This window comes from Vibrio sp. Of14-4 (assembly GCF_022347625.1).
GTDB classification, from domain to species: Bacteria; Pseudomonadota; Gammaproteobacteria; order Enterobacterales; family Vibrionaceae; genus Vibrio; species Vibrio pristinus.
In genome coordinates this window covers 121,553-140,844 of the sequence record NZ_JAKRGI010000010.1, presented here as the reverse complement: position 1 = coordinate 140,844, position 19,292 = coordinate 121,553, and the positions used below count along the sequence as shown (strand labels likewise).

The following is a 19,292-nucleotide window of genomic DNA, read 5'->3' as shown; positions in this document are numbered from 1 at the left end:
TATTATGAGTGGAAATTTATCAACTTTGAGTACGAATACGCTCACAGCGACTGAGTCAGCGAAACCATCCGTTTCTACATCCTCAGTGCCAACTGAAAGTAACATAGAAGACATGATCGGTCAGATCAACGAGCTTGGTACTCAGCTAGCAAAGATAACAAATCAAATTCTTCAGCTAATGAGGGAATATTCTGCCCAGCAAAGATCTCAGCAATATGACATCCAAGAAGCGTCACTAAATGATAAAAGGGATGGCATAGAGAGAGCAAAAGATTCAGGTATTTCAGCTGGAATTTTGCAAGCGCTATCCGGGTTTATTGGGATAGCTGGTGTTGGTGGGACCAGCCAAATAGGAGAGGCAGCTACTCACTTAAGCCAAGCAATGAGCAAAAGTGTTGAAGCTGCTGGCACTATGGCCTCCGCATCGATCACTAGAGATGCTGAAATGGACAAGATAGCTGGCGATTTTAAAGCGATGAATGCGCAAGACTATATGAAAGCATTAAATGAGTTAGTTGAAAAGGCTCGTCAGATAGTCCAACAGATGAACGCGATGCTTAAGGATTTGGTCGAGCTAAATGAAAAGTTAACTTCAGCTGTACGCAATTAATATCAACACTAATATGAGAGTATCGTGTCAATGATGCTCTCACCAAACAATGGAGATTCTATGATAAGTAACAATGCTTTTTCTATCGATATCAATCGATTAAAAAAATCAATAGATAGTGTTATTAATGGACATAAAACACTCGCTCAATTGAATAATATCGATGAAGAAGCTTTAGTGAATATTTACAAAGACGCTTTGGATAAGTATTACAGCGGCAATATGGCCGAAGCTATAACGCATTTCACATATCTTGTTATGAATAATCCGTGGCGTAGGGAATATATATTCGGATTAGCCTCGACGTTACATGCGCTAGAGCAATTTGAAAATGCATTGATATTTTACGGCTACGCTACTTTGATGGATGCATGTGATGCTGGAGTTACGTTTAGGATTGGCCAGTGTTATCTATTACTTGATAGAACAAACGAAGCATCCGATGCCCTCCGAACAAGTATTAAGCAAAGTTTTCTGTCACCAGAGCAGCCTGAGATAAGGCAACTTGCTCAGTCGCTTTTGGATGAAATTCACCAATATAACCAATAGGAGCGAAATTAATGGTTATGCCTCTAGAAGTCGCGAATTCTAGACTATCTCAAGTCAATAGTTATAGTGATGCTAATGTATCAAAAGATACTGAGTTTCATAAATTTGATGTTTCCCAAGTGCCTTTATCAACATACTTGGACCCCGCAGTTTCTGCCAAGCAAGAAAAGGATCTATCTCTCATAGATTCTCATCTGTCACACACCCATGAACTTATGGAAAAGTCTGCGCAATTGTATCAACAAGCTGAAAAAGCTGGCGTAGATGTAGCTAAAAGTACGTTTTTTAAAGAGTTATTTAATGTCGTCATTGCTGGTGCTGGATTAGGGCTAGCGGTAGCGGCGACTGTCATTAGCGGTGGTTTAGGGATCCCTCTTACCGTAGCAGCAGGCATAGCATTAACACTTGCAGTTTCAGATGCCGGGTGTGCATATCATAATTGGAGTAAGGCGGAAAACGGAGAGCAAGGTTTAAGAATGGGGTCAGATACTCTCTCGAACCTTGTTTATGCGCTTTTGGATAAAATGGGAATGCAGGATGAAAGAGCAGAGCATTGGGCACGAGCGAGTTCAGCCACACTTAGATTAGGTTTAACAATAGGTACGCTTTATGCGGGTACGGTTTCTGTTCCATCAAGCCTAGGTGCTGCAACCAGTGCTATATCAACAACTAAAATGGCGAGACTCGGTATCTCTGCCACAGGTAATGAAATGCTAGGATTTCATCTGGGCAGTAGCAAGATTAACCATGATAAGGCAAAAGCTGAGCTTGATGCTCACAAAACAGAGGTTGCTGTGAGTTTTCGTGATTCTATGCTGACAATGAGAGAGGCACTACACAAAAAAGATACGAAAGAACTTGCTGAAGAGAATTTAAGATTGCGAATTAAGATGGATCCACAACGAGAACAAATGGAACGACTGAAGCAAAAAGAAGATCAGTTTGAACAACTAAGAGCCATGAAGAGGGAGCTTGATTCGATACCTTATCTAGCTCCTTTGACAAGTTAATAGTCAATGGCATGATTTTGCTTTTAGGTCCCTGATTTGTTAGGGACCTTCTTATACATACTTCATGAGTTAATTAATATTTTTCTGTTTCTCATTCCTGTCCCCATCCACCCCACTAATTCAGGTGAAGACCTGATACCAGATATTGCTTGACCTTGGCAAACTAACCCTAAGCTAAGAAATAGAAGGTCATTGATATGAAAGCACTGCAAGTCGTATTGTTTAACAAACAGGGTCATATCGATTATCAAGGTCAACGTACAGAAATTGACGCAAACCAACTAGTCATGGTGACAGAGGAGGCTGAAATACATGCAGCCTCCCGCAGTGACTGGCTGAGCATCTTTTTTTACCCTGGTGAAATATGCCAAATTTATCACTTGCTCACCGATCTTATTAATCAGAACTATGTTGATGATCACAGGGTAAATAAATCAGTAAAAGCAGTACCTATATTTGACGAGTTGGTAAATGTAATTAAACAGCTCCACACAGTTAGTAAGACCGTCATGCTTCGGTTTGTTTTTACCTATTGTCTAGAAATCGATAAGCCGTATTTCTCAAACTTATTGAATCGATATGCTGATCCTAATGACAAGATATTCGAGTTTGTAAATAAACACCTTTACGAGCAATGGTCCGTGACACGTTATGCTGAATTACTTCAGATGGATGTGACCAAATTAAATACAGCATTTTACAAATATTATGGTCAGTCGACCAAGGCATGGATTACCGAGCAACGCTTAAGTTATGCAAAGCAAACGATTCTGGAAACAAACCGAAAGATAGCAGATATCGCGTTTGATTCAGGTTTCAGTAGCCACTCACACTTTATAGGGGCATTTAAAAAACGCTATCACTGCAGCCCCTCTGATTTACGTGCAGGAAAAAGATAGGAGTTTGTTATGGACCTCAATGCCATTATCAATGAGATGTCTCTAAAATCGGCTCAGTCTGCACAAGACTTAAAATCGAAGATGTCTAAAGCCGATCCTAATAATCCGGATGAAATGCTGAAAGCTCAATTTGCAGTACAGCAATATTCGAATCTTATGGGTTATGAGAGTGCTTTAATAAAAGCTGTTAAAGACATGGTACAAGGGATTATTTCGAAGATATGAAAAGAACAGATAAACAACTGCTTGTTGAGGCAGCAATTGCAGCTGCTAATCATCGACTAGAAAAACAGGCTCTGAGCATTCTAGAAGCGTTCCCCAATTTAATTGAGGATGAGGAAGACAGGTGTATTTGTACCAGTTTGATTTATTTTGCATTGGACAAAAGATCTCAAGCAATACGAACACTTAATGGCTTACATACACCTAGAGCTGAGGGGTTACGGTTTCTTTATTTGTCGTCTTCAAACAGTGTCGACACAAACACAATATGTTCACTTATAACCGGAGGTTGTGATGGAGATTAGTGCAATTGCAAAAGCAGTAGGCAACACGCTGGAAAAAACCACTGAGACAGTCAACCCAGACGAAGTATTAGTGGACAAATTTAACCAGATGATGAAACAGGACGCTAACGAAACATCAAGATTAAGTGCATTAGTTGATACGCAGCCAAACTCTGCGGCCTCAGTAGGTATATCACCAGAGCAAGCTATTGAGAGCCAGAAATTAGTTACACGATCGCTAATAGAAGTGGACCTAGCAGCTAAAACTGCAGGTAGTCTTTCTCAGTCGATCAATAAATTGGTGACAATGCAATGAAAAAATATAGATGGCTAACTTTAATTTTAGCGCTTCTATTAACCGGGTGTAAGGTTGAGTTGTACCAAAACCTACCTCAGTCAGAAGCCAACCAAATGGTGGCATTATTGATGCTTAATCACATCGACGTGAATTCAGATATCGATGCTAAAACAGGCAAAGTAACGCTCAAAATAGAAAAAGATCAGTTTATCAATGCAGTAGAGTTGTTGAGACAAAATGGTTACCCAAAAGCGAATTACGTTGATATTGAACAGCTTTTCCCATCAGGGCAACTGGTTTCTTCTCCTGCTCAAGAAGAAGCGAAAATGAGCTATTTGAAAGAGCAACAGCTAGAGCGAACATTATCAAATATGGATGGTGTGATTAGTGCGCGTGTTTCTATTGCACAAAATGTTAAAGGTACGTCAACTAGCCACTCTAACATAACTGATAAGTCTGCTGCTGTGTATATAAAGTATTCACCAGAAGCCAACTTAAGCAGTTCTGAAACACAAATTCGTAATCTGATAAAAAATGCAGTTCCTGATCTTCAGTACGAAAACATCAGTTTGTTCTTACAACCTGCTGATTTTCGTTACCAACCTACAGTGCAACCGAGCTCTTCTTCTGGCTGGGGGGACATTCAAAATTGGATTGCTGCAAATAAAACGCCAGTTACCGTTGGTCTGGGAAGTGTGTTTATAGCGGGTGTTGCCTGTTTAGCTATAAGACGCAGAAGGGAAGATTAACTATGGCGATAGACGTTATTCAGTTGAACAAAACCATTCGGAATATAAGCCCCAGACTGCATTCTGAGTGGTGGGAGAAACTTGAACTCGACCATTGTGAAGGCCTAATAACAACGAATAGCTTAGTTGAACAACGATTGGATAACGTAATATTAAGCCGCGCTGGTTTGGAAGGTGTTTGGTTGATAGAAGATTTAGACGTCATTCAAAAATGGTTGGCAGTGATGAATAAACTTCCGCTGCTGCTGATCGCTGCTGGCTTAATCAGCCAGAACTGCCCTGAGTATATTTGGGATAGTCAATATAGAGAGGTCATGCAGACAAAGCTGAGTCAGGAGCAGATTGATCAGCTCATTGCATTATGGCCACATGCAACGCATCCACCCATGTGGTTACCAGATAATATGTTATCGAAAGCTGAGTATTATTCTGCGAGTGCTTTGTTTCACTATTGGAGAGGTCATCCTTTTGCGGGGATCTTGTCACTTAGCTTACCCATAATGGAACCTCCTATTAAATTGTCTGAAATCGAAGTAGAGGACGTTATTAATTGGATGTTCAGATTGGAGAGATTCTTATGAAGCCATTTTTTATTTCAGCGACATGCTGTGAGCTTACAAAAGTGGGAGAGACAGTTTCTAGACAAGCGATCAACTCTGCCATTCACTCTTCTCAAAGTGAATCTAAAGCTCGTGCGCGAATCGCTGCAATTGTGCGTCGTGCAAGGTTAAAGAGAGACCAAGCGCATGACCAGGCGGAGAAAATCATACAGGATGCATATAAAGAAGCTCAACGATTACAGGAAGCGTGGAAAGAAGAAGCTCAGCAAAGAGCCACTAGTGACGCTGTCACTTGGTTGCTAGACAAAGAAAAAGTTGAACGAAGCTTGATTGACAACCTTAAAGAGCGAATCCGTCAACAGATGCGAATCGTGATAGAAAAATGGTCGAGCACACAAGATATCAGTCAGTTTATGATCAAAAGACTAAGTGATCAGGTTGCACTCATGAGCAATCAACATGACCTAACACTTTTTGTTCCACAAGAGCGCTATTCAGTGATGGAAGACGTATTTGGCGAGCAATTAAACGTTAAAGTCAAATCTGAACTGCATGGCGCTCAAGCCGAGCTCTCGTCAGAGTATTTGGTAATCCGATTAGATTTAGATTTGCAATTACAACTTTTGCTTGATTCTTTCTCAGAAAATAAAGCTTTACAACAGATTGCCAGTGGAGATTAACAATGAGAGTCGATGCAAACATACACGCGGAACTTCATGCTTTTTCACAAACTCAAACCAATTCAGCAGTGGCCACTGAATCGACAGCATCTCTTGCTAGTGCAGCGCTTGCTGAAGTAAGGCAAGAAGCTTTGGAAGAAACAATGGAAGGTTTGAGCCTTGGTTTAAGCAGCATGATGAAAAAGCTCAATCTAGAGAATAAGCCTAAAGATTTGATGCTTAACGGAATGGAAAAGGTTCTCCAGCAAATGGACAAGATGGCGTTGGAGTCAATCAATCGTATGACTGAGCAATTGTCTCAATTTAAAACAGCCAGCCAGATTTTCACTGCATTAGACCAGTCAGGACTAGATAAAGGCAAAGTTGCATTGATTTTGACCTCTTTACTCAGCTTTAAAGGTCTATCCTCGGCAATGAAAAAAGAGCTAAAAGCACGTTTGAGAGAAATATTGGATGAAGAAGGCATTGAGCTTGAAATTATCGCAGCTTCTCACGGTATGAACATTGATAAAGAAGGCCTTAGAGCACTTCGGTTGCTGTATCAGAACGCTAAAAGAGGTGAGCAAGGCTTAGCTCATTGGTTTGAGTTACTCAAACAACACCGAGATCGACGTCAATACATCCGTATTCTTATTCGTTCTATGTCTGAACCACTTGATGAGGGTCAAAAGCGTGATGATATGACTATGGTCGCCGCAGCAATAAAGGATCTCAAACGATTACTGCTTTTTTTGACTTTTGAAGATCATTGCGGCGCTTTAGCTCGTGCTATGGAGTTAGAGCACTCATCAGTTATGTCCATAACAATTGAATTACTTGAACAGTCGTGGGTTTATCCCGATGCCTTGTCGGTCATAATCGAAAGACTTGGTTTGGCTTGCGAACGTAAGGTCATTTTCCTGCGTCGATGGAAAGACTTGATGGCAGTTATGTCAACAGCATGTTACCGCGACCCAGAACAAAAAGAGCATGTTCAGGAAGCAATGCTAGAGCTTTTAGACAGATGGAATGATTAATTAATAGCTTGGGAGAAAACGCATATGAATCATGAATTAGCACTAAATAGACTTGGTGAGCAACTAGGTTTACCGCTTGAATTTGATCAGTCTAATCAATGTATGTTGTTACTCGACAGTCATCTTCTTATTTCCATTAGGCCAAAAAGCGAAGGCTGGATTGTGACATGTCTGTTGACCAAAATTGAACCAGAACATGAGGATATGCTTCTAAAGCAAGCATTATTGGTAAACAACAAGCTCCATCAGATTAATGCTGGTTACATCTACTTTGAAGATCACAGTAAGGTAATACTCTATGTTACGCGACTAGAAAACGTTGAAAATACAGAAGAAATTACTACAAAACTGACAGAAGTGATAAATCGGTATGAAGAATTACAAAGTTTATTCCACTTGCAAGAGCTTACAAGTGAAGATGTTATTCTATTGAGAGGTAGTAAGCATGACTATTGAACTTAACCAATTTACGCAGGGTGCCAGCGATAACCCCCTTGTTTTGTCAGATAGCCGTGCAGGCAACCCTATAGTTGTAACTGCCCAATTGGGTTTTGCAGAAAAGGTATTGCAATGGATTAGTAACGTACCTTTGCTTAATAATTTACCTGCGGTCAAAGACTTTATTCGTAGTCAAACGGAAGAAAACCAAAAAGTACTGTGTGTGTTTATTAATGCGCTAGCTCATGAGCATAGTGAAGAGGTAGCTAACAAGATTGCTGAGCAAATGGATCTCAGCGGAAGGAAACCCTTAAGTGTCCGAGTAGTCAAACAATTAATGAATGACTCCATCGAGAAGAACAGGTCAGCTAGAGAGGATCAAGTTACTAACTCAAATACTGACAAGTCCGTAGAATCGAACTTAACAGAGAGTGTAGGACTAGGGTGTGAGGCTTCTCTATCTTCTTGTCTAGATGAGCAAGGAAATAAGCTCCTTGAATGTAAAGCTCCTCGTATTTTACCAGTGCCGAGTTCCTTATCTTATATGAGCAGTTTTTTTTACAGTGAAACGGATGCTATGAAACAGCTTCAAAAAGAAGTGAATACATACAACAATATCCTCAAAGCTTCTGCTCCATATGGTGAATTGGAGCCGCTTTGTGACTTGTTTGATGAACCGCTTCCAGAGACTAGTGTCAGGAAACATCTAGACGCATTTTCCGCCAACGTAGCGCAACTTCGCGAAGCGTTACAAGCTATAGAACATGCATTTCAAAATTTGACAGAAACCGAGTCTAATCAAGTGAAACAATTCAGTGAACTCTTAGGTTTGGAGACTGAACTACTCAGCGAAAATAAGACCTTAGTCGATAATTACCGGACAGTTTGGGAGGCTAACTCCAATGAGTATAAAAACTTCCAACAGTTTTACTCCTCATGTTCACAGGATCTTAAATTGAAAATGACTCCCGAATTAAAACGCTTATGTTTTGACCTTGTTGTAGACTCTGAATCAATAGATAAGAAAGGGTTAATTCAACGTTTGCCAGAAAAACTTGCTCAGTATGCTTCGGATATGTCAGTGGTTAATTTGAGAACACTTTCTGAACTACTTGCTGAGAAAATGCCTGATTTGGCCGACGATGTAAAAACCGCGTTTCCCAAAGCAGAACAAAAAGCACAGCTTGGTGCTATTTTACTGATAACAGATGCCTTAAATCAAAGCCAAAGTCAGTTGAGAAAGGAGAGTAATGGTATAGATGAGCGTCTAGATCTCACGGGTAAACTAGGTAAACTAAGTCAAAATGCAAGCGTTTTTGAACGCGATTTCAAGCAGTTCATAAAAGTGGATTCTCACCAAGACGATCAGTTTGTTGCAACATTGTGGGCGACAACTGGACAGCAATGGTTGATTGCAAAAAATAACACATTAATTCCAGACAAAATTGATGATTATGACGATCTTGACCTAAGTGACTCATTAAAAAACGAGCTGTTACAAAGCTCCCCAAGCGATGATATACGTCAGCGCGCTGAAAGTGTTATACAAGCTCAACATCATGCTTCGTGGCTAGATCAGAGAAATACCATCACTTTCGAACACAACAATCATGCTGGGATTGATCTCTATGCAGATATAGAAGCTGGACGTTTAGCAGATAATCTAACCAAAAATCTGCCACGTTATTCTGACTATATAGAAGAGAAACTGTCAGCATTAGAAAATTATGTCTCAGCCCTCGAGGCCTTTTTACCTGACGCTAAATTAGTCGGCAGTGAAACGGAACGTCTAGTAGAATCGGTAATTAAAGATACAGTAGCACAGCGAGATCAGTTCAAGGATCTAAAATTACACTGTGATGCTGTCCAACAAGTTCACGATACAAAAGTACTTTTGAGCAATAAACTGGCTCGCATAGACACTATGTTAGATAACTCGATCGTCTCTATAAGGCAACGACTTAATCTACAAGGATTCCTCACATTCTTACCCTCTTTGAAGACAAACAATGAGAAAGTCAGAGAGTTGGTTAAGGAGCGAAATAAACTACAAACTGATTTAGATCAGCAAGAGCTTGCTCCACTTAAGTCTAAGATAGATTCACTGAATGATGATATCCGACTTCTTGATTACGAGTATGAAAAGCAATTACTCGAGTTAACAAGGTTTGATCGCAAGATAGAGCAAGAAAAGGATTATCCTGGTGATAGTGGAAATAGCCTAGAGTCTTGGTCTGCTTGGGTCAAACAAAACGTTACTGGTAATTTATCGAGTGATTATCGGCCCAATATGAATATGCTGCTTCTCGATCGACAAATGGCTAAAGCGGGCATAAATGGTTACAAAGAAGCCTATCTATCACTTTTTGCATCATCAGTCTCTGGTAAAGTAGAGATTAGTCGTGAAGGTGTCAAAAAGGCATTGGTCGATTTGCATCGCTGGGCGATGTCTCATCCATTAGAGTCACAAGCTCTCGCTGGTAATTTAAATCATGTTTTCCAGATCGTAACTAGTAACAGTGTTCTTTTTGGTTCGGATGTCGCTGCGATGGCAACAACTATCTGGAGTACAGGTACGGTAGAAAATCAGGTAAAAGATATTCTTCAAGGTCGCCGAGAGTTTCTACCTAATCAAGAATCTTTATCTATGACTCCAGAGATGATCGCGCTATTGAATCTTGCCCAAGGTGCGCCTTATGTGGCTGCTGCAATGAAAGGGCTTGCCGGAGGTGGGCTTATGGCAAATGGTGCTGGAGGCCTTGCTTCTGTATTGATGCCTAGCGTTGCTGTTGCTGAGCCAATGGCAAGAGTACTCTTTAGTGTTATACAAACATGGTCTGAAAATAAAGCTGCGACTATAGTGACACAACACAGAACCACAGAAATAATGGTTAATGCTCTCATGAGGGGAATAATCGGCCAAGGCAGTTTTAAAGACCGAGCTCAAGCCATGGCCACTTATACGATGCAGCGCCAAGCGCTACAAGATGTAGGGACGCTTTCTCGAGATTGTTTTGAAACCAATAAAACAGGAATGATCAAACGAGCTTGGCTAGACGCTAAAAATACATGGTCGGAAATGAATTGGAAAGCCAGAGCCTTTACCATAACTACAACTGCAGCAATATCAATTGGCGCTGCTGCAGTTGCTGCGATTTCGGTGATATCGATCGTCGGCACAGGAGGTATTGCAATTGCAATTGCCGCTCTAGCTGGCCTCGGTGCTATGTCTGTCGGTGGGTTCTTTGCTAGGACAATGATCAACCTTATTGCGGCTAGCAACTTTTTAGGCATGAACGACGCAAACCAAAGAACTAGAGAGAAAATGACTCAGCAGCGTATAGATGAAGCGCTAACACGATTGGAAGAGAGAACAAACAATAGTCGATTAGTTGAATTGCTTGGAGATTCGATAAAAGACAGTGGTAGGTCGCTCAACTTTACCAATATGTCCATTGAGCAGCAAGAACAGGCATTACAGGGAGAGCTTATCAATGCTGCTAGGGCTTCGACCGAAAAGCTTGATAGTCGCTATAAGCAAACACGAGAAGAAGAAATTGCGGTAGCTCAAAGCCTAACTGGTAACACCATCGAAGAGAGTGAGTGGTATAAAATCTATGATGATTTCGTAAAATCCATAGCAAAATACGCAATTAGCTAAAAGCCCATAAATAGAGCGAGGAGTAAGTATCAGGTGTATACCTGATACTTTCCAGACTCAAATCACGCCATTATGTCTATATAGGCAAAATAGGAGTGATTATGGACCTGCAAGTGTTAAGAAACGTAGAGCAACTGGTTTCTTTACTTCGGCTTCCTCATACAGAGGTAGCTGAGATCCTCGAGATACATCAATCCCCTTATGGTCTTAGACTAGAAGTTATTGACGATCGTTTAATGTTGACTTCATGGTTAATTGACATCAATAACCTCGACTTGGGAAAGGCGCTAAAGAGAAACCAACCTGAACGTTTTAAAGGTCTACCTCAGCGCCTGTTCACCATCAAAAATCAACTTTTTATAAGTACACACTGTCCACCTAAGTTTGATGCACGGCTTTGGTTTGAGGTATGCAAAAAACAACGTGAGTTTCTCATGCAATTAGCAGGGGAGAATAAGTTATGACAATCGCAACTCGTTGGCTGGCTAAAGTGGCTGGTAGGCAAGATGTTATTTTAAGTGCCATGTTGGTTGTTGCCGTCTTTATGATGATTCTGCCATTACCAACGACATTAGTCGATGTATTGATCGCTCTAAACCTTGGCATGTCCATCATCTTACTGATGATTGCAATATACATTCGAGATCCTCTTGAGTTCTCGGCATTTCCATCAATGTTATTGATAACGACTTTGTATCGTTTGGCGTTGACCATCAGTACTAGTCGACTGATTTTACTGCAGCATGATGCTGGTGAAATAGTCTACACATTTGGTGATTTTGTTGTGGGAGGTAATCTTGCTGTTGGTATTATTATCTTTGCCATTATTACGATAGTTCAGTTTATTGTTATTACGAAAGGCTCAGAGCGCGTAGCTGAAGTAAGCGCAAGGTTTTCGCTCGATGGTATGCCCGGTAAACAAATGAGTATTGACGGTGACATGCGTGCTGGGATCATTGATGCCAAAGAAGCAAAACGCCAGCGTTCCGTCGTACAAAAAGAAAGCCAGCTTTACGGTGCTATGGATGGAGCAATGAAATTCGTTAAAGGCGATGCCATTGCTAGTGTTATTGTCATTTTAACTAATATATTTGGCGGTATTGCGGTTGGTGTTTTGCAACATAATATGTCTGCATCAGAAGCAGTTAATACCTATGCAATATTATCGGTTGGTGATGGCTTGATTGCTCAGATCCCTTCGCTCCTTATTTCCATTACAGCAGGTTTAATCGTCACACGTGTTCCTGGAGAGACAAAAAGCAACCTAGCTAATGAACTTGTTGAACAAGTGTCACGTCAACCTTCTTCTTTGCAGATGGCTGCTGCAGTGATGTTTGTTTTTGCGATTATTCCAGGTTTCCCATGGTTTGTATTTGCACCACTCGGGTTGGCTGTGTTGGGCGCGTCTTTCTGGATTATGAAGAAAAACTCTGCCAAAGAACAAAACCAAGGGTTTGTTTCTCAATCGGGGCAAGAAGACTCTACAGACCAAGAAATGACGCCGGGTGCTATGCCGCTTATGCTGGCAGTTGGCAGTGAAATACCACAAGAAAATATCGTTAAATCACTGCATAGTCTTCGTTGGAACTTGTTCGAAAACCTTGGGTTACCTATACCTGAAATTCAGATCCAAATGCTAAAAAATGGCAAAAACGAAGATATTGAACTCTTCCTTTATCAGGAGCCGATCCTAACGCTGCATGTTCCGAGACAAACGATTTTAGCATTAGCCAAAATCGAGGGACTAGAAGGCGAACAAGGTAAACTGGTTTTCAATCAGCAAACGCTTTACTGGTATTCATCAGAACATGCTGACGAGATAAGCGCTAGTGGGACAACTTTTTATCAAGGCAATGAAATTATCAACTACATTGTTGAGACCGCGGTACTACATTTCGCCAAAGAATTTATCGGGGTGCAGGAAACACGCTATTTGATGGATTCGATGGAAATGCGTTATTCAGAGCTAGTTAAAGAGCTGCAGAGGCTTTTACCAGTAAGCAAAATCACTGAGATACTACAGCGCCTTGTGGAAGAAAATATTTCTATTCGGGATCTTCGAACAATATTTGAGACCTTGGTTGAGTGGGCATCGAAAGAGAAAGACACCATTATGCTCACAGAATATGTACGTGTTGCTTTAAGAAGGCATATAAGACGCAAGTTCACAGTCGCTGAAGGCTGGATTCCTATGGTTTTAATTGGGGATGGAATAGAGAATCAGATTAGAGAGTCGATACGTCAGTCGGCGGTTGGCGCTTATAGTGCACTTGAGCCGGAAGATGAGCAACACATAATCGCTTTGATTAAAGATAAGGTACCTGAACATATTCCATGCGTGGTTTCTACATCCTTAGATGTAAGGCGGTATTTACGTAAAATTATCGAGTCAACAATGCCCATGACTCCTGTACTTTCATTCCAAGAAATTGGTGAAGATGCAAGTATCAAGGTTATAGCGAGGGTTGATACGTTTGGGGAGGCTCCTAATGCAATTGCCGGATAGTATTCAATTGACAGAAAAACTCGAGAAAGAGCTTTTCCCAGATCTGCCAGACATTAAACCTTTTCGCAGGTTTGGAAAAATTCTTGAAGTTACGTCGACATTAATTCGTTCAACGCTTCCAGATGCAAAGCTTGGAGAGCTTTGTTTGATAGGTGATAGCCTGCATGCAGAAGTTGTTGCAATTAAAGGGCAGCAAGCCTGGCTTTCTCCATTTAAAAGTACAAATGGTATTGGGGTTGATATGCATGTTGAGCCGCTGGGGCATGGGCATAGAGTCAAAGTCGGCCCAGAGCTTTTGGGACGAGTGGTTGATGGCTTAGGTCGTCCAATGGATCAAGGAAACTGGTTTGGCCAATGGCGCAACAACCAAGGTAGTGCACCAAACCCGCTCAAGCGAAAACTTATTAGTAAAGTCATGCATACTGGGGTTAGGGCGATCGACTCCACGTTAACGCTAGGGGTAGGCCAGCGTGTTGGGATCTTTGCCGCTGCTGGTGGCGGCAAAAGTACTTTACTAGGGATGCTTGCTGGAAACTGTGATGCTGATGTGATCGTTCTGGCATTAGTCGGTGAACGAGGCAGAGAAGTTCGAGAGTTTATTGAATACTGTTTACCCCCTGAAGTAAGAAAAAAAACCGTGCTCGTGGTTGCTACTTCTGACAAACCACCACTTGAGCGAATGAAAGCCGCATTAACCGCGACAACTATTGCCGAGTTTTTTAGAGACCAAGATAAAAATGTTCTACTTATGGTTGACTCAGTGACTCGTTTTGCTCGAGCAGCTAGGGAAATAGGCCTAGCGGCAGGAGAACCGCCTGTAGCTAACGGTTTTCCACCAAGCGTGTCTGTATATTTAGCGTCGCTATTAGAGCGTGCAGGGCCTGCTCCCCTTGGCAGTATTACCGGTATATATACAGTGTTGGTTGAGGGCGACAACATGAACGAGCCTGTTGCAGATGAAGTTCGCTCAATTTTAGATGGCCATATTGTTTTATCACGAAAACTTGCCGGAGCGGGGCATTATCCTGCTATCGACGTTAATGCTAGTGTAAGCCGAGTAATGGATCAGATTGTGACTGCTCAGCATAAAACTGACGCCAAGCATTTACGCAACCTGCTTGCTTTATATCAAGAAGTGCAGTTGTTAATCCGTGTTGGTGAGTATCAGCGAGGACAAGATCTTTTAACTGATGAGGCTGTTGATAAATTTGCTGAGATAGAGCGTTTTTTATGTCAAGACACCAGCGAGATGGCCCCGTTTAATGACACGTTAAGTAGTTTAAATGGTTTATGTACGAGATAGCGACTAATGATTCTTACCGCTAAAGAAGCAAGCTTTATTAGGCAGCTTATCTCTATTCGTAAGAGAAAAGAAGAAAAACTGCTAGCTCAGTGGCGCAAGTTAGATGAAGAACAAAACAAGGTTAAAGCGGAACGAATACAGGTTTATCAATTATGGTCTGAGTCTAGAGCAGCACTTGTTGATTCAGAGGTGAATGACAATCTACTTACTCGTAACGAACTAAATCAACTCGTCAGTGATAAACATAGCCAATATACACAAGAGCGATCGAAAGCCGAATCAATAATTTACTTGGACAAACGCATAGCCCAGATCGAGTGTGAGAAAGCAGAGTTGATTCGTCAAAAAGCTCTACTGATTAGGGGACAAGAAAAGTTAAAAGGGGTCCTTAATGAGCAATAAAATTGAACAAATATCCTCACGTCACTGGCGCGTAGAGGGTGTAACACCGAGGCGAGATGCTGATCCTGAGTTAAGGCAAAAATTTGCTAATTTGTTCTCCAATAGAAATGACATTGAGCAAAACGCCAAAAATAACGCTCATTCAACAGGACTATTGCCTTCAATCGTACACCAGTTGTCTGAGGTTAATCGTGTGGTTACATGGAAAAATGCGGAAATATTTAGGCAAGAAAATCGCCTGACATTTCGCTTGTTGAATGGTCCTATGACAGGGTTAACGATTGTCGCCTCATGGCAGGCTCAGGTAGTAACACTACAGCTAAAACCTAAAGACCAAAAGCAGAGCGAAGCAATCAATCGCATTGCTCCAAAGTTTAGTAAGCATTTATCTCAATCAAAAATACCGTTTCAGCTGGAGATAATGAAGTATGAATAATTTGATAGATTTCGCACAAGTCATAGGTTCTGGCTTGAGTAATAAGCAGTGTTATCTTTCACTTCAACGAGTGAATCAGCAGGAAGGTACGTTCTGGTCGTATCGGGCAGACAATACCAGTGGTATATGGTGCAGTAAACACGAATGGTCAGCAGGCATTGAAGTAACTTCATCTTTAACCACTATACCTGATGATCTGTTACCCACTATGGTTGCAGCGCTTTTTTCTGTAGTAGGTATCCCATTTGTAAGGGATATCAATACTCAAGGGGAAGATCGTCAATTACCGAATAATATTTACCCTGTTGTACAATGTAATGGATATCAATTTGTTCTTGTTGGGTTTTCGGCTGCTTGGATAAAACGTCTAACGATAGGTTGGGAGAGTTATCTAGCACCACAAGTGACCGTTAGTGTCCCTTTGATCGCAGGTTATCTTACCGATACAAAACCTATATTTAATGGTCAAGGTGTATGGCTAAAAGATGGCCATAACCCAAATAAAGGTTGCGCTATTTTATGGTGGGGAAAACCAGTAGCAAGTGTCCAATACAAAGAAGGAAAGACTTGGTTTGTGAACGATACGTATCCTTCTTATTCGCTACCTGATAAGACTAGCTACGTTAAGATTGCGAGTCTTGATGTAAGCTTGCAAGATTTACTAAATCTTGAAAATGGAAATACATTTGAAGCAGATTTAGTTTGTGAAGCACAGAGTAAAATTATCTCAGACAACCAATGTGTCACTAAAGGGGAATTGGTTGTCAGCCCTGATGGAGTGGTTTTCTACGCTAATGATTCATTTGAAATCTCAGCATAGCAACCCAAGTGAGAAGAAGCGGAAAGAGCACTTTCCGCTTTTATCTGTTTATTTAGGTAAAGCGTCACAATAAAATGGACCACTGAACTCCAGTAATGCTTGGTCCATAGAAATAGACTCTTCGAGTTGACCAAACTCATATAACGAAAATTGAACATTTGCGGTCATCGACTTCATATATTTTTGCTCTCCACCAAAGATAATTACTGAGGGAAACTCTAATGGGTAAAAATCCTCAAGTGGCGATTTGACTTCCATAACCATCTTGTGTTTTATCTTATTCATTTCCAGCTTAAAATAACCGACGCAAGAATCGTATTCGCGCTTTACTGATAAGTTACCAATAGCAGGGTAGAAAATAAGGTCATATTTATCCGAAATGTATCGACCAGCCCATAGTTCAATGTTTGATGTGCCAATCTTAGCACCTGTAAACATATAATAGAGCTCATCAGATAAGCCCATACTATATATCATTCCTGCACTTGATTCCTTATCGTACCATCCTTTGTCTACTTGGGCGTAACCGGAGCCAAACAGGGAACGTGAGTTGTCTGAGAAAGTGTATTGTATCGGTGTCCCTACGGTATAAAGAAACCATTTACCACCCACACCGGGAATTTCAGGTATGATGCCAAATGGTGTTTGTCCTGGATTGGAACCTCGCCAATAATGAGAATGTTCACCATCCCACCTCATGGTAAAGTTGAAGTCATTATAATGGACTTCTAATTGATCTTGGTTTGCCGTCACTATACCGGGTATCTCATAGTGAAACTGGTTAACATCATCAAACCCTTTTAAGATGAGTTCATCTCGAAAAATATCGTATTTGACGGTTTTTCCATTAAGTGGTGTGAAAGCCAGATGAACGTATGCTTTAGGTGTTGGAATAGTAAAATTAGGGGCAATATAAGTTTGTAAGCTTATCTTAAAATAGCCCACATCTGGCACTGCCACATTATAGAACCATTGTTCTGCCCAAGTTTTATCAGAGCTCGGTACATGAGGTTTAAGATCATCTAATGTTGTTGCATTAAGTGCAGAGCAAAATAAAGTACATAGAATGGCAATGATCGACGGTATCATTTTGAGAGTCATAGTCAAACGTTCCGTGTAGTTCAATTAGGTTTTATAGGCTGATGTTCGGCCGTAATGAGATACGGCCGAACGTCGTGGTTATTTGCGGCAGATGCGAGCTTGGGAGAAGTAAAGTCCTTCCTTACACTGCGTACCAGACTGACAGTGTTCATCCGTTTGGCAATAACATTCGCCTCGAACATTACACCCTGGTGTTAAGTAATCTTCCATAGGAATACTGCCACTCACTCTTTCCCAGAAAGGATTAGTGAATACATTGTGTGGGTCCAGTTCTGCTTTCGCCTGTAAAAACTCTGGCCACATAGGGAATCGAGAAGGCATATCTTCAAATATAGCCACAGAATTTTTCCCCCAATGAGGACGAGCGTTATATTTACGCAATGACATCTGTTCAATCTCTAGATTGACAAAGTAATTCTTAGGTTCTTTTTTACCTTCTTGTCGCAGAGTATATTCAATGCCAACGAATGCACTTTCGCGTCCAGCGCTCATTCCAAGGTAGCTGTCTGAAGCTTTTCCAAATCGAAAGTAGATACCGTTTAGAGGAAAACAAGTTCTGGGATGTTCTGCAACAATCTTTCTTACATCACTTATCCAATCAGGAAGTCGCTCTATATCAATCGCAACTTCCTGAAGTGCGATAGGGAGCCTATCCCAAATGCACTTGTTTGGATCTTTGCATTTAAAATATTGCATTTGGTCAGAGTAACCTACGGGGTTATCAACCTTTTTTCCTGAAATACTATCTCTGAAGTAAGATTTTGCCCTAGCATTGTAACGTGCGGTTGCAGCTAGGCATTGCAAGCCTGTTCCTGGGAACTCATGAGCAGCATTGAATAACAACCCGAAGAAAAACTCTTCGGCATCGGAAACATCGGCTTGAGCATTATATGCCTGCCCCTCGGTATCCAATGGTACTGGATTGTAGAGTGTGGTGGTGTAGCGGCCCAGCCCTGGAAACCAAGCAATATTCGCAGAATAATTGTTCCGAGCGATATCTAATACTTTGTCTTCCAACCCAGAATCATCACGATACCCTGTCACTTCTGCTTTGACTTTGAATGCTTCTTCAAAAGCAAGTGTGACTTCTACAACAACGCCCAAGACGCCTAAGTTGACCCTTGCCGCATCTAATAAATCACCACTTAAAGTACGAACATTACCTTCACCATCGACAACTTTAAGCTGCGTTACATAATCGGCAAGCATGTTACTGGGCTTTTCTAGGGTCGAGCCATGCGTACCACTTCCCAGCATGCCTCCAACAGTAAATATGGCTAATTCTGTAACCATATTTATTGCGTAACCTTGCTCGCGAAGGAAATCATTTAAATCATTAAACCTCATTCCAGCTTCAACAGTTACCAGCTGATTATTTGCATCAAAGTGGACGATTTTATCCATATTTCTTAGGGTAAGTTGTATCTCTCCATCGCCTGCACATGCAGCATCAATTTGGCTAGCAAATTTACGATTTCCAGTCATAACCTTCTTGCCACGCAAGAGCGCGTCTCTCACAACCTCTTGGACTCCTTCAATCGAATTCGGGTCGTAAATAGCTTCTGGGTAACAGGTTTGAGTTCCTTGGTAATTAGAAATTTCATTTTCTACTTCTGCATTTTGAAGAGCATAGGCTGTCCCTAATGCGGTCAGTATTAACGTAGTACTTAACGCTAAGGTTTTAATCTTCATTAAATATTCCTTTTTTAAAGCTTAGTTCCATTAGGCATTTTCAACTTCAAACTTAA

General features: G+C 41.2%; 21 protein-coding genes. 19 read left to right on the top strand and 2 right to left on the bottom strand.

The window, feature by feature from the left end; genetic code table 11:
* Window positions 1-4 precede the first annotated feature (4 nt).
* From MHN79_RS11640 to MHN79_RS11550, 19 genes are all read left to right on the top strand, one after another.
* Window positions 5-610: a pathogenicity island effector protein gene (locus MHN79_RS11640; RefSeq protein ID WP_239173030.1), complete on the top strand. Its 606-nt coding sequence runs from the start codon at window positions 5-7 to the stop codon at window positions 608-610.
* A gap of 60 nt (window positions 611-670) precedes the next feature.
* A complete protein-coding gene (locus tag MHN79_RS11635) occupies window positions 671-1,159 on the top strand; it encodes a tetratricopeptide repeat protein (RefSeq protein WP_160927501.1) in 489 nt (162 codons plus the stop codon).
* Window positions 1,160-1,170: 11 nt separating this feature from the next.
* Complete coding sequence (locus MHN79_RS11630) at window positions 1,171-2,169, top strand: hypothetical protein (protein ID WP_239173029.1); 999 nt, start codon at window positions 1,171-1,173, stop codon at window positions 2,167-2,169.
* A gap of 197 nt (window positions 2,170-2,366) precedes the next feature.
* Entirely contained in the window at window positions 2,367-3,068 is a 702-nt protein-coding gene (locus MHN79_RS11625; RefSeq protein WP_160927497.1) for an AraC family transcriptional regulator, read from the top strand.
* Window positions 3,069-3,077: 9 nt separating this feature from the next.
* Entirely contained in the window at window positions 3,078-3,293 is a 216-nt protein-coding gene (gene sctF, locus MHN79_RS11620; protein ID WP_160927495.1) for a type III secretion system needle filament subunit SctF, read from the top strand.
* Window positions 3,290-3,595, top strand: coding sequence for an EscG/YscG/SsaH family type III secretion system needle protein co-chaperone (locus tag MHN79_RS11615; RefSeq protein ID WP_239173028.1), 306 nt, complete (start codon window positions 3,290-3,292; stop codon window positions 3,593-3,595). Before sctF ends, MHN79_RS11615 begins: the two co-directional genes overlap by 4 nt.
* Window positions 3,585-3,890: a type III secretion system inner rod subunit SctI gene (gene sctI / locus MHN79_RS11610; protein WP_239173027.1), complete on the top strand. Its 306-nt coding sequence runs from the start codon at window positions 3,585-3,587 to the stop codon at window positions 3,888-3,890. Before MHN79_RS11615 ends, sctI begins: the two co-directional genes overlap by 11 nt.
* A complete protein-coding gene (sctJ, locus tag MHN79_RS11605) occupies window positions 3,887-4,621 on the top strand; it encodes a type III secretion inner membrane ring lipoprotein SctJ (RefSeq protein ID WP_160927489.1) in 735 nt (244 codons plus the stop codon). Before sctI ends, sctJ begins: the two co-directional genes overlap by 4 nt.
* 2 nt (window positions 4,622-4,623) lie before the next feature.
* Window positions 4,624-5,202, top strand: coding sequence for a type III secretion system domain-containing protein (locus MHN79_RS11600; protein ID WP_239173026.1), 579 nt, complete (start codon window positions 4,624-4,626; stop codon window positions 5,200-5,202).
* Window positions 5,199-5,861 carry a type III secretion protein gene (locus tag MHN79_RS11595; protein ID WP_239173025.1) on the top strand — a complete coding sequence of 221 codons (663 nt, stop codon included), beginning with the start codon at window positions 5,199-5,201 and terminating at the stop codon, window positions 5,859-5,861. The genes MHN79_RS11600 and MHN79_RS11595 overlap by 4 nt, the downstream gene beginning before the upstream one ends.
* Window positions 5,862-5,863: 2 nt before the next feature.
* Entirely contained in the window at window positions 5,864-6,877 is a 1,014-nt protein-coding gene (locus tag MHN79_RS11590; RefSeq protein WP_160927483.1) for a TyeA family type III secretion system gatekeeper subunit, read from the top strand.
* A 24-nt stretch (window positions 6,878-6,901) separates the two neighbouring features.
* Complete coding sequence (sicP, locus tag MHN79_RS11585; RefSeq protein ID WP_160927481.1) at window positions 6,902-7,333, top strand: chaperone SicP; 432 nt, start codon at window positions 6,902-6,904, stop codon at window positions 7,331-7,333.
* A complete protein-coding gene (locus tag MHN79_RS11580; protein WP_239173024.1) occupies window positions 7,323-10,976 on the top strand; it encodes a type III secretion system effector BopA family protein in 3,654 nt (1,217 codons plus the stop codon). The genes sicP and MHN79_RS11580 overlap by 11 nt, the downstream gene beginning before the upstream one ends.
* A 101-nt stretch (window positions 10,977-11,077) precedes the next feature.
* Window positions 11,078-11,440 carry a hypothetical protein gene (locus MHN79_RS11575; protein WP_160927476.1) on the top strand — a complete coding sequence of 121 codons (363 nt, stop codon included), beginning with the start codon at window positions 11,078-11,080 and terminating at the stop codon, window positions 11,438-11,440.
* Entirely contained in the window at window positions 11,437-13,482 is a 2,046-nt protein-coding gene (locus MHN79_RS11570) for an EscV/YscV/HrcV family type III secretion system export apparatus protein (protein ID WP_239173023.1), read from the top strand. The genes MHN79_RS11575 and MHN79_RS11570 overlap by 4 nt, the downstream gene beginning before the upstream one ends.
* Window positions 13,466-14,785, top strand: coding sequence for an EscN/YscN/HrcN family type III secretion system ATPase (locus tag MHN79_RS11565; RefSeq protein ID WP_239173022.1), 1,320 nt, complete (start codon window positions 13,466-13,468; stop codon window positions 14,783-14,785). The genes MHN79_RS11570 and MHN79_RS11565 overlap by 17 nt, the downstream gene beginning before the upstream one ends.
* Window positions 14,786-14,791: 6 nt before the next feature.
* Window positions 14,792-15,187 carry a hypothetical protein gene (locus MHN79_RS11560; RefSeq protein WP_239173021.1) on the top strand — a complete coding sequence of 132 codons (396 nt, stop codon included), beginning with the start codon at window positions 14,792-14,794 and terminating at the stop codon, window positions 15,185-15,187.
* Window positions 15,177-15,623 (top strand): hypothetical protein, encoded by a 447-nt coding sequence (locus MHN79_RS11555; RefSeq protein WP_239173020.1) that lies wholly within the window; start codon window positions 15,177-15,179, stop codon window positions 15,621-15,623. Before MHN79_RS11560 ends, MHN79_RS11555 begins: the two co-directional genes overlap by 11 nt.
* A complete protein-coding gene (locus MHN79_RS11550) occupies window positions 15,616-16,443 on the top strand; it encodes a hypothetical protein (RefSeq protein ID WP_239173019.1) in 828 nt (275 codons plus the stop codon). Before MHN79_RS11555 ends, MHN79_RS11550 begins: the two co-directional genes overlap by 8 nt.
* 48 nt (window positions 16,444-16,491) lie before the next feature.
* On the opposite strand, the gene MHN79_RS11545 is transcribed toward MHN79_RS11550, so the two are convergent.
* Window positions 16,492-17,532 carry a hypothetical protein gene (locus tag MHN79_RS11545; protein ID WP_343283928.1) on the bottom strand — a complete coding sequence of 347 codons (1,041 nt, stop codon included), beginning with the start codon at window positions 17,530-17,532 and terminating at the stop codon, window positions 16,492-16,494.
* A 90-nt stretch (window positions 17,533-17,622) separates the two neighbouring features.
* Entirely contained in the window at window positions 17,623-19,236 is a 1,614-nt protein-coding gene (locus MHN79_RS11540; protein ID WP_239173017.1) for a D-arabinono-1,4-lactone oxidase, read from the bottom strand.
* Window positions 19,237-19,292: the final 56 nt, after the last annotated feature.

Coding starts and splice junctions, on each gene's coding strand:
- MHN79_RS11640 (WP_239173030.1), top strand. CDS start 5: ATGAGTGGAAATTTATCAACTTTGAGTACGAATACGCTCACAGCGACT.
- MHN79_RS11635 (WP_160927501.1), top strand. CDS start 671: ATGATAAGTAACAATGCTTTTTCTATCGATATCAATCGATTAAAAAAA.
- MHN79_RS11630 (WP_239173029.1), top strand. CDS start 1,171: ATGGTTATGCCTCTAGAAGTCGCGAATTCTAGACTATCTCAAGTCAAT.
- MHN79_RS11625 (WP_160927497.1), top strand. CDS start 2,367: ATGAAAGCACTGCAAGTCGTATTGTTTAACAAACAGGGTCATATCGAT.
- sctF (WP_160927495.1), top strand. CDS start 3,078: ATGGACCTCAATGCCATTATCAATGAGATGTCTCTAAAATCGGCTCAG.
- MHN79_RS11615 (WP_239173028.1), top strand. CDS start 3,290: ATGAAAAGAACAGATAAACAACTGCTTGTTGAGGCAGCAATTGCAGCT.
- sctI (WP_239173027.1), top strand. CDS start 3,585: ATGGAGATTAGTGCAATTGCAAAAGCAGTAGGCAACACGCTGGAAAAA.
- sctJ (WP_160927489.1), top strand. CDS start 3,887: ATGAAAAAATATAGATGGCTAACTTTAATTTTAGCGCTTCTATTAACC.
- MHN79_RS11600 (WP_239173026.1), top strand. CDS start 4,624: ATGGCGATAGACGTTATTCAGTTGAACAAAACCATTCGGAATATAAGC.
- MHN79_RS11595 (WP_239173025.1), top strand. CDS start 5,199: ATGAAGCCATTTTTTATTTCAGCGACATGCTGTGAGCTTACAAAAGTG.
- MHN79_RS11590 (WP_160927483.1), top strand. CDS start 5,864: ATGAGAGTCGATGCAAACATACACGCGGAACTTCATGCTTTTTCACAA.
- sicP (WP_160927481.1), top strand. CDS start 6,902: ATGAATCATGAATTAGCACTAAATAGACTTGGTGAGCAACTAGGTTTA.
- MHN79_RS11580 (WP_239173024.1), top strand. CDS start 7,323: ATGACTATTGAACTTAACCAATTTACGCAGGGTGCCAGCGATAACCCC.
- MHN79_RS11575 (WP_160927476.1), top strand. CDS start 11,078: ATGGACCTGCAAGTGTTAAGAAACGTAGAGCAACTGGTTTCTTTACTT.
- MHN79_RS11570 (WP_239173023.1), top strand. CDS start 11,437: ATGACAATCGCAACTCGTTGGCTGGCTAAAGTGGCTGGTAGGCAAGAT.
- MHN79_RS11565 (WP_239173022.1), top strand. CDS start 13,466: ATGCAATTGCCGGATAGTATTCAATTGACAGAAAAACTCGAGAAAGAG.
- MHN79_RS11560 (WP_239173021.1), top strand. CDS start 14,792: ATGATTCTTACCGCTAAAGAAGCAAGCTTTATTAGGCAGCTTATCTCT.
- MHN79_RS11555 (WP_239173020.1), top strand. CDS start 15,177: ATGAGCAATAAAATTGAACAAATATCCTCACGTCACTGGCGCGTAGAG.
- MHN79_RS11550 (WP_239173019.1), top strand. CDS start 15,616: ATGAATAATTTGATAGATTTCGCACAAGTCATAGGTTCTGGCTTGAGT.
- MHN79_RS11545 (WP_343283928.1), bottom strand. CDS start 17,532: ATGATACCGTCGATCATTGCCATTCTATGTACTTTATTTTGCTCTGCA.
- MHN79_RS11540 (WP_239173017.1), bottom strand. CDS start 19,236: ATGAAGATTAAAACCTTAGCGTTAAGTACTACGTTAATACTGACCGCA.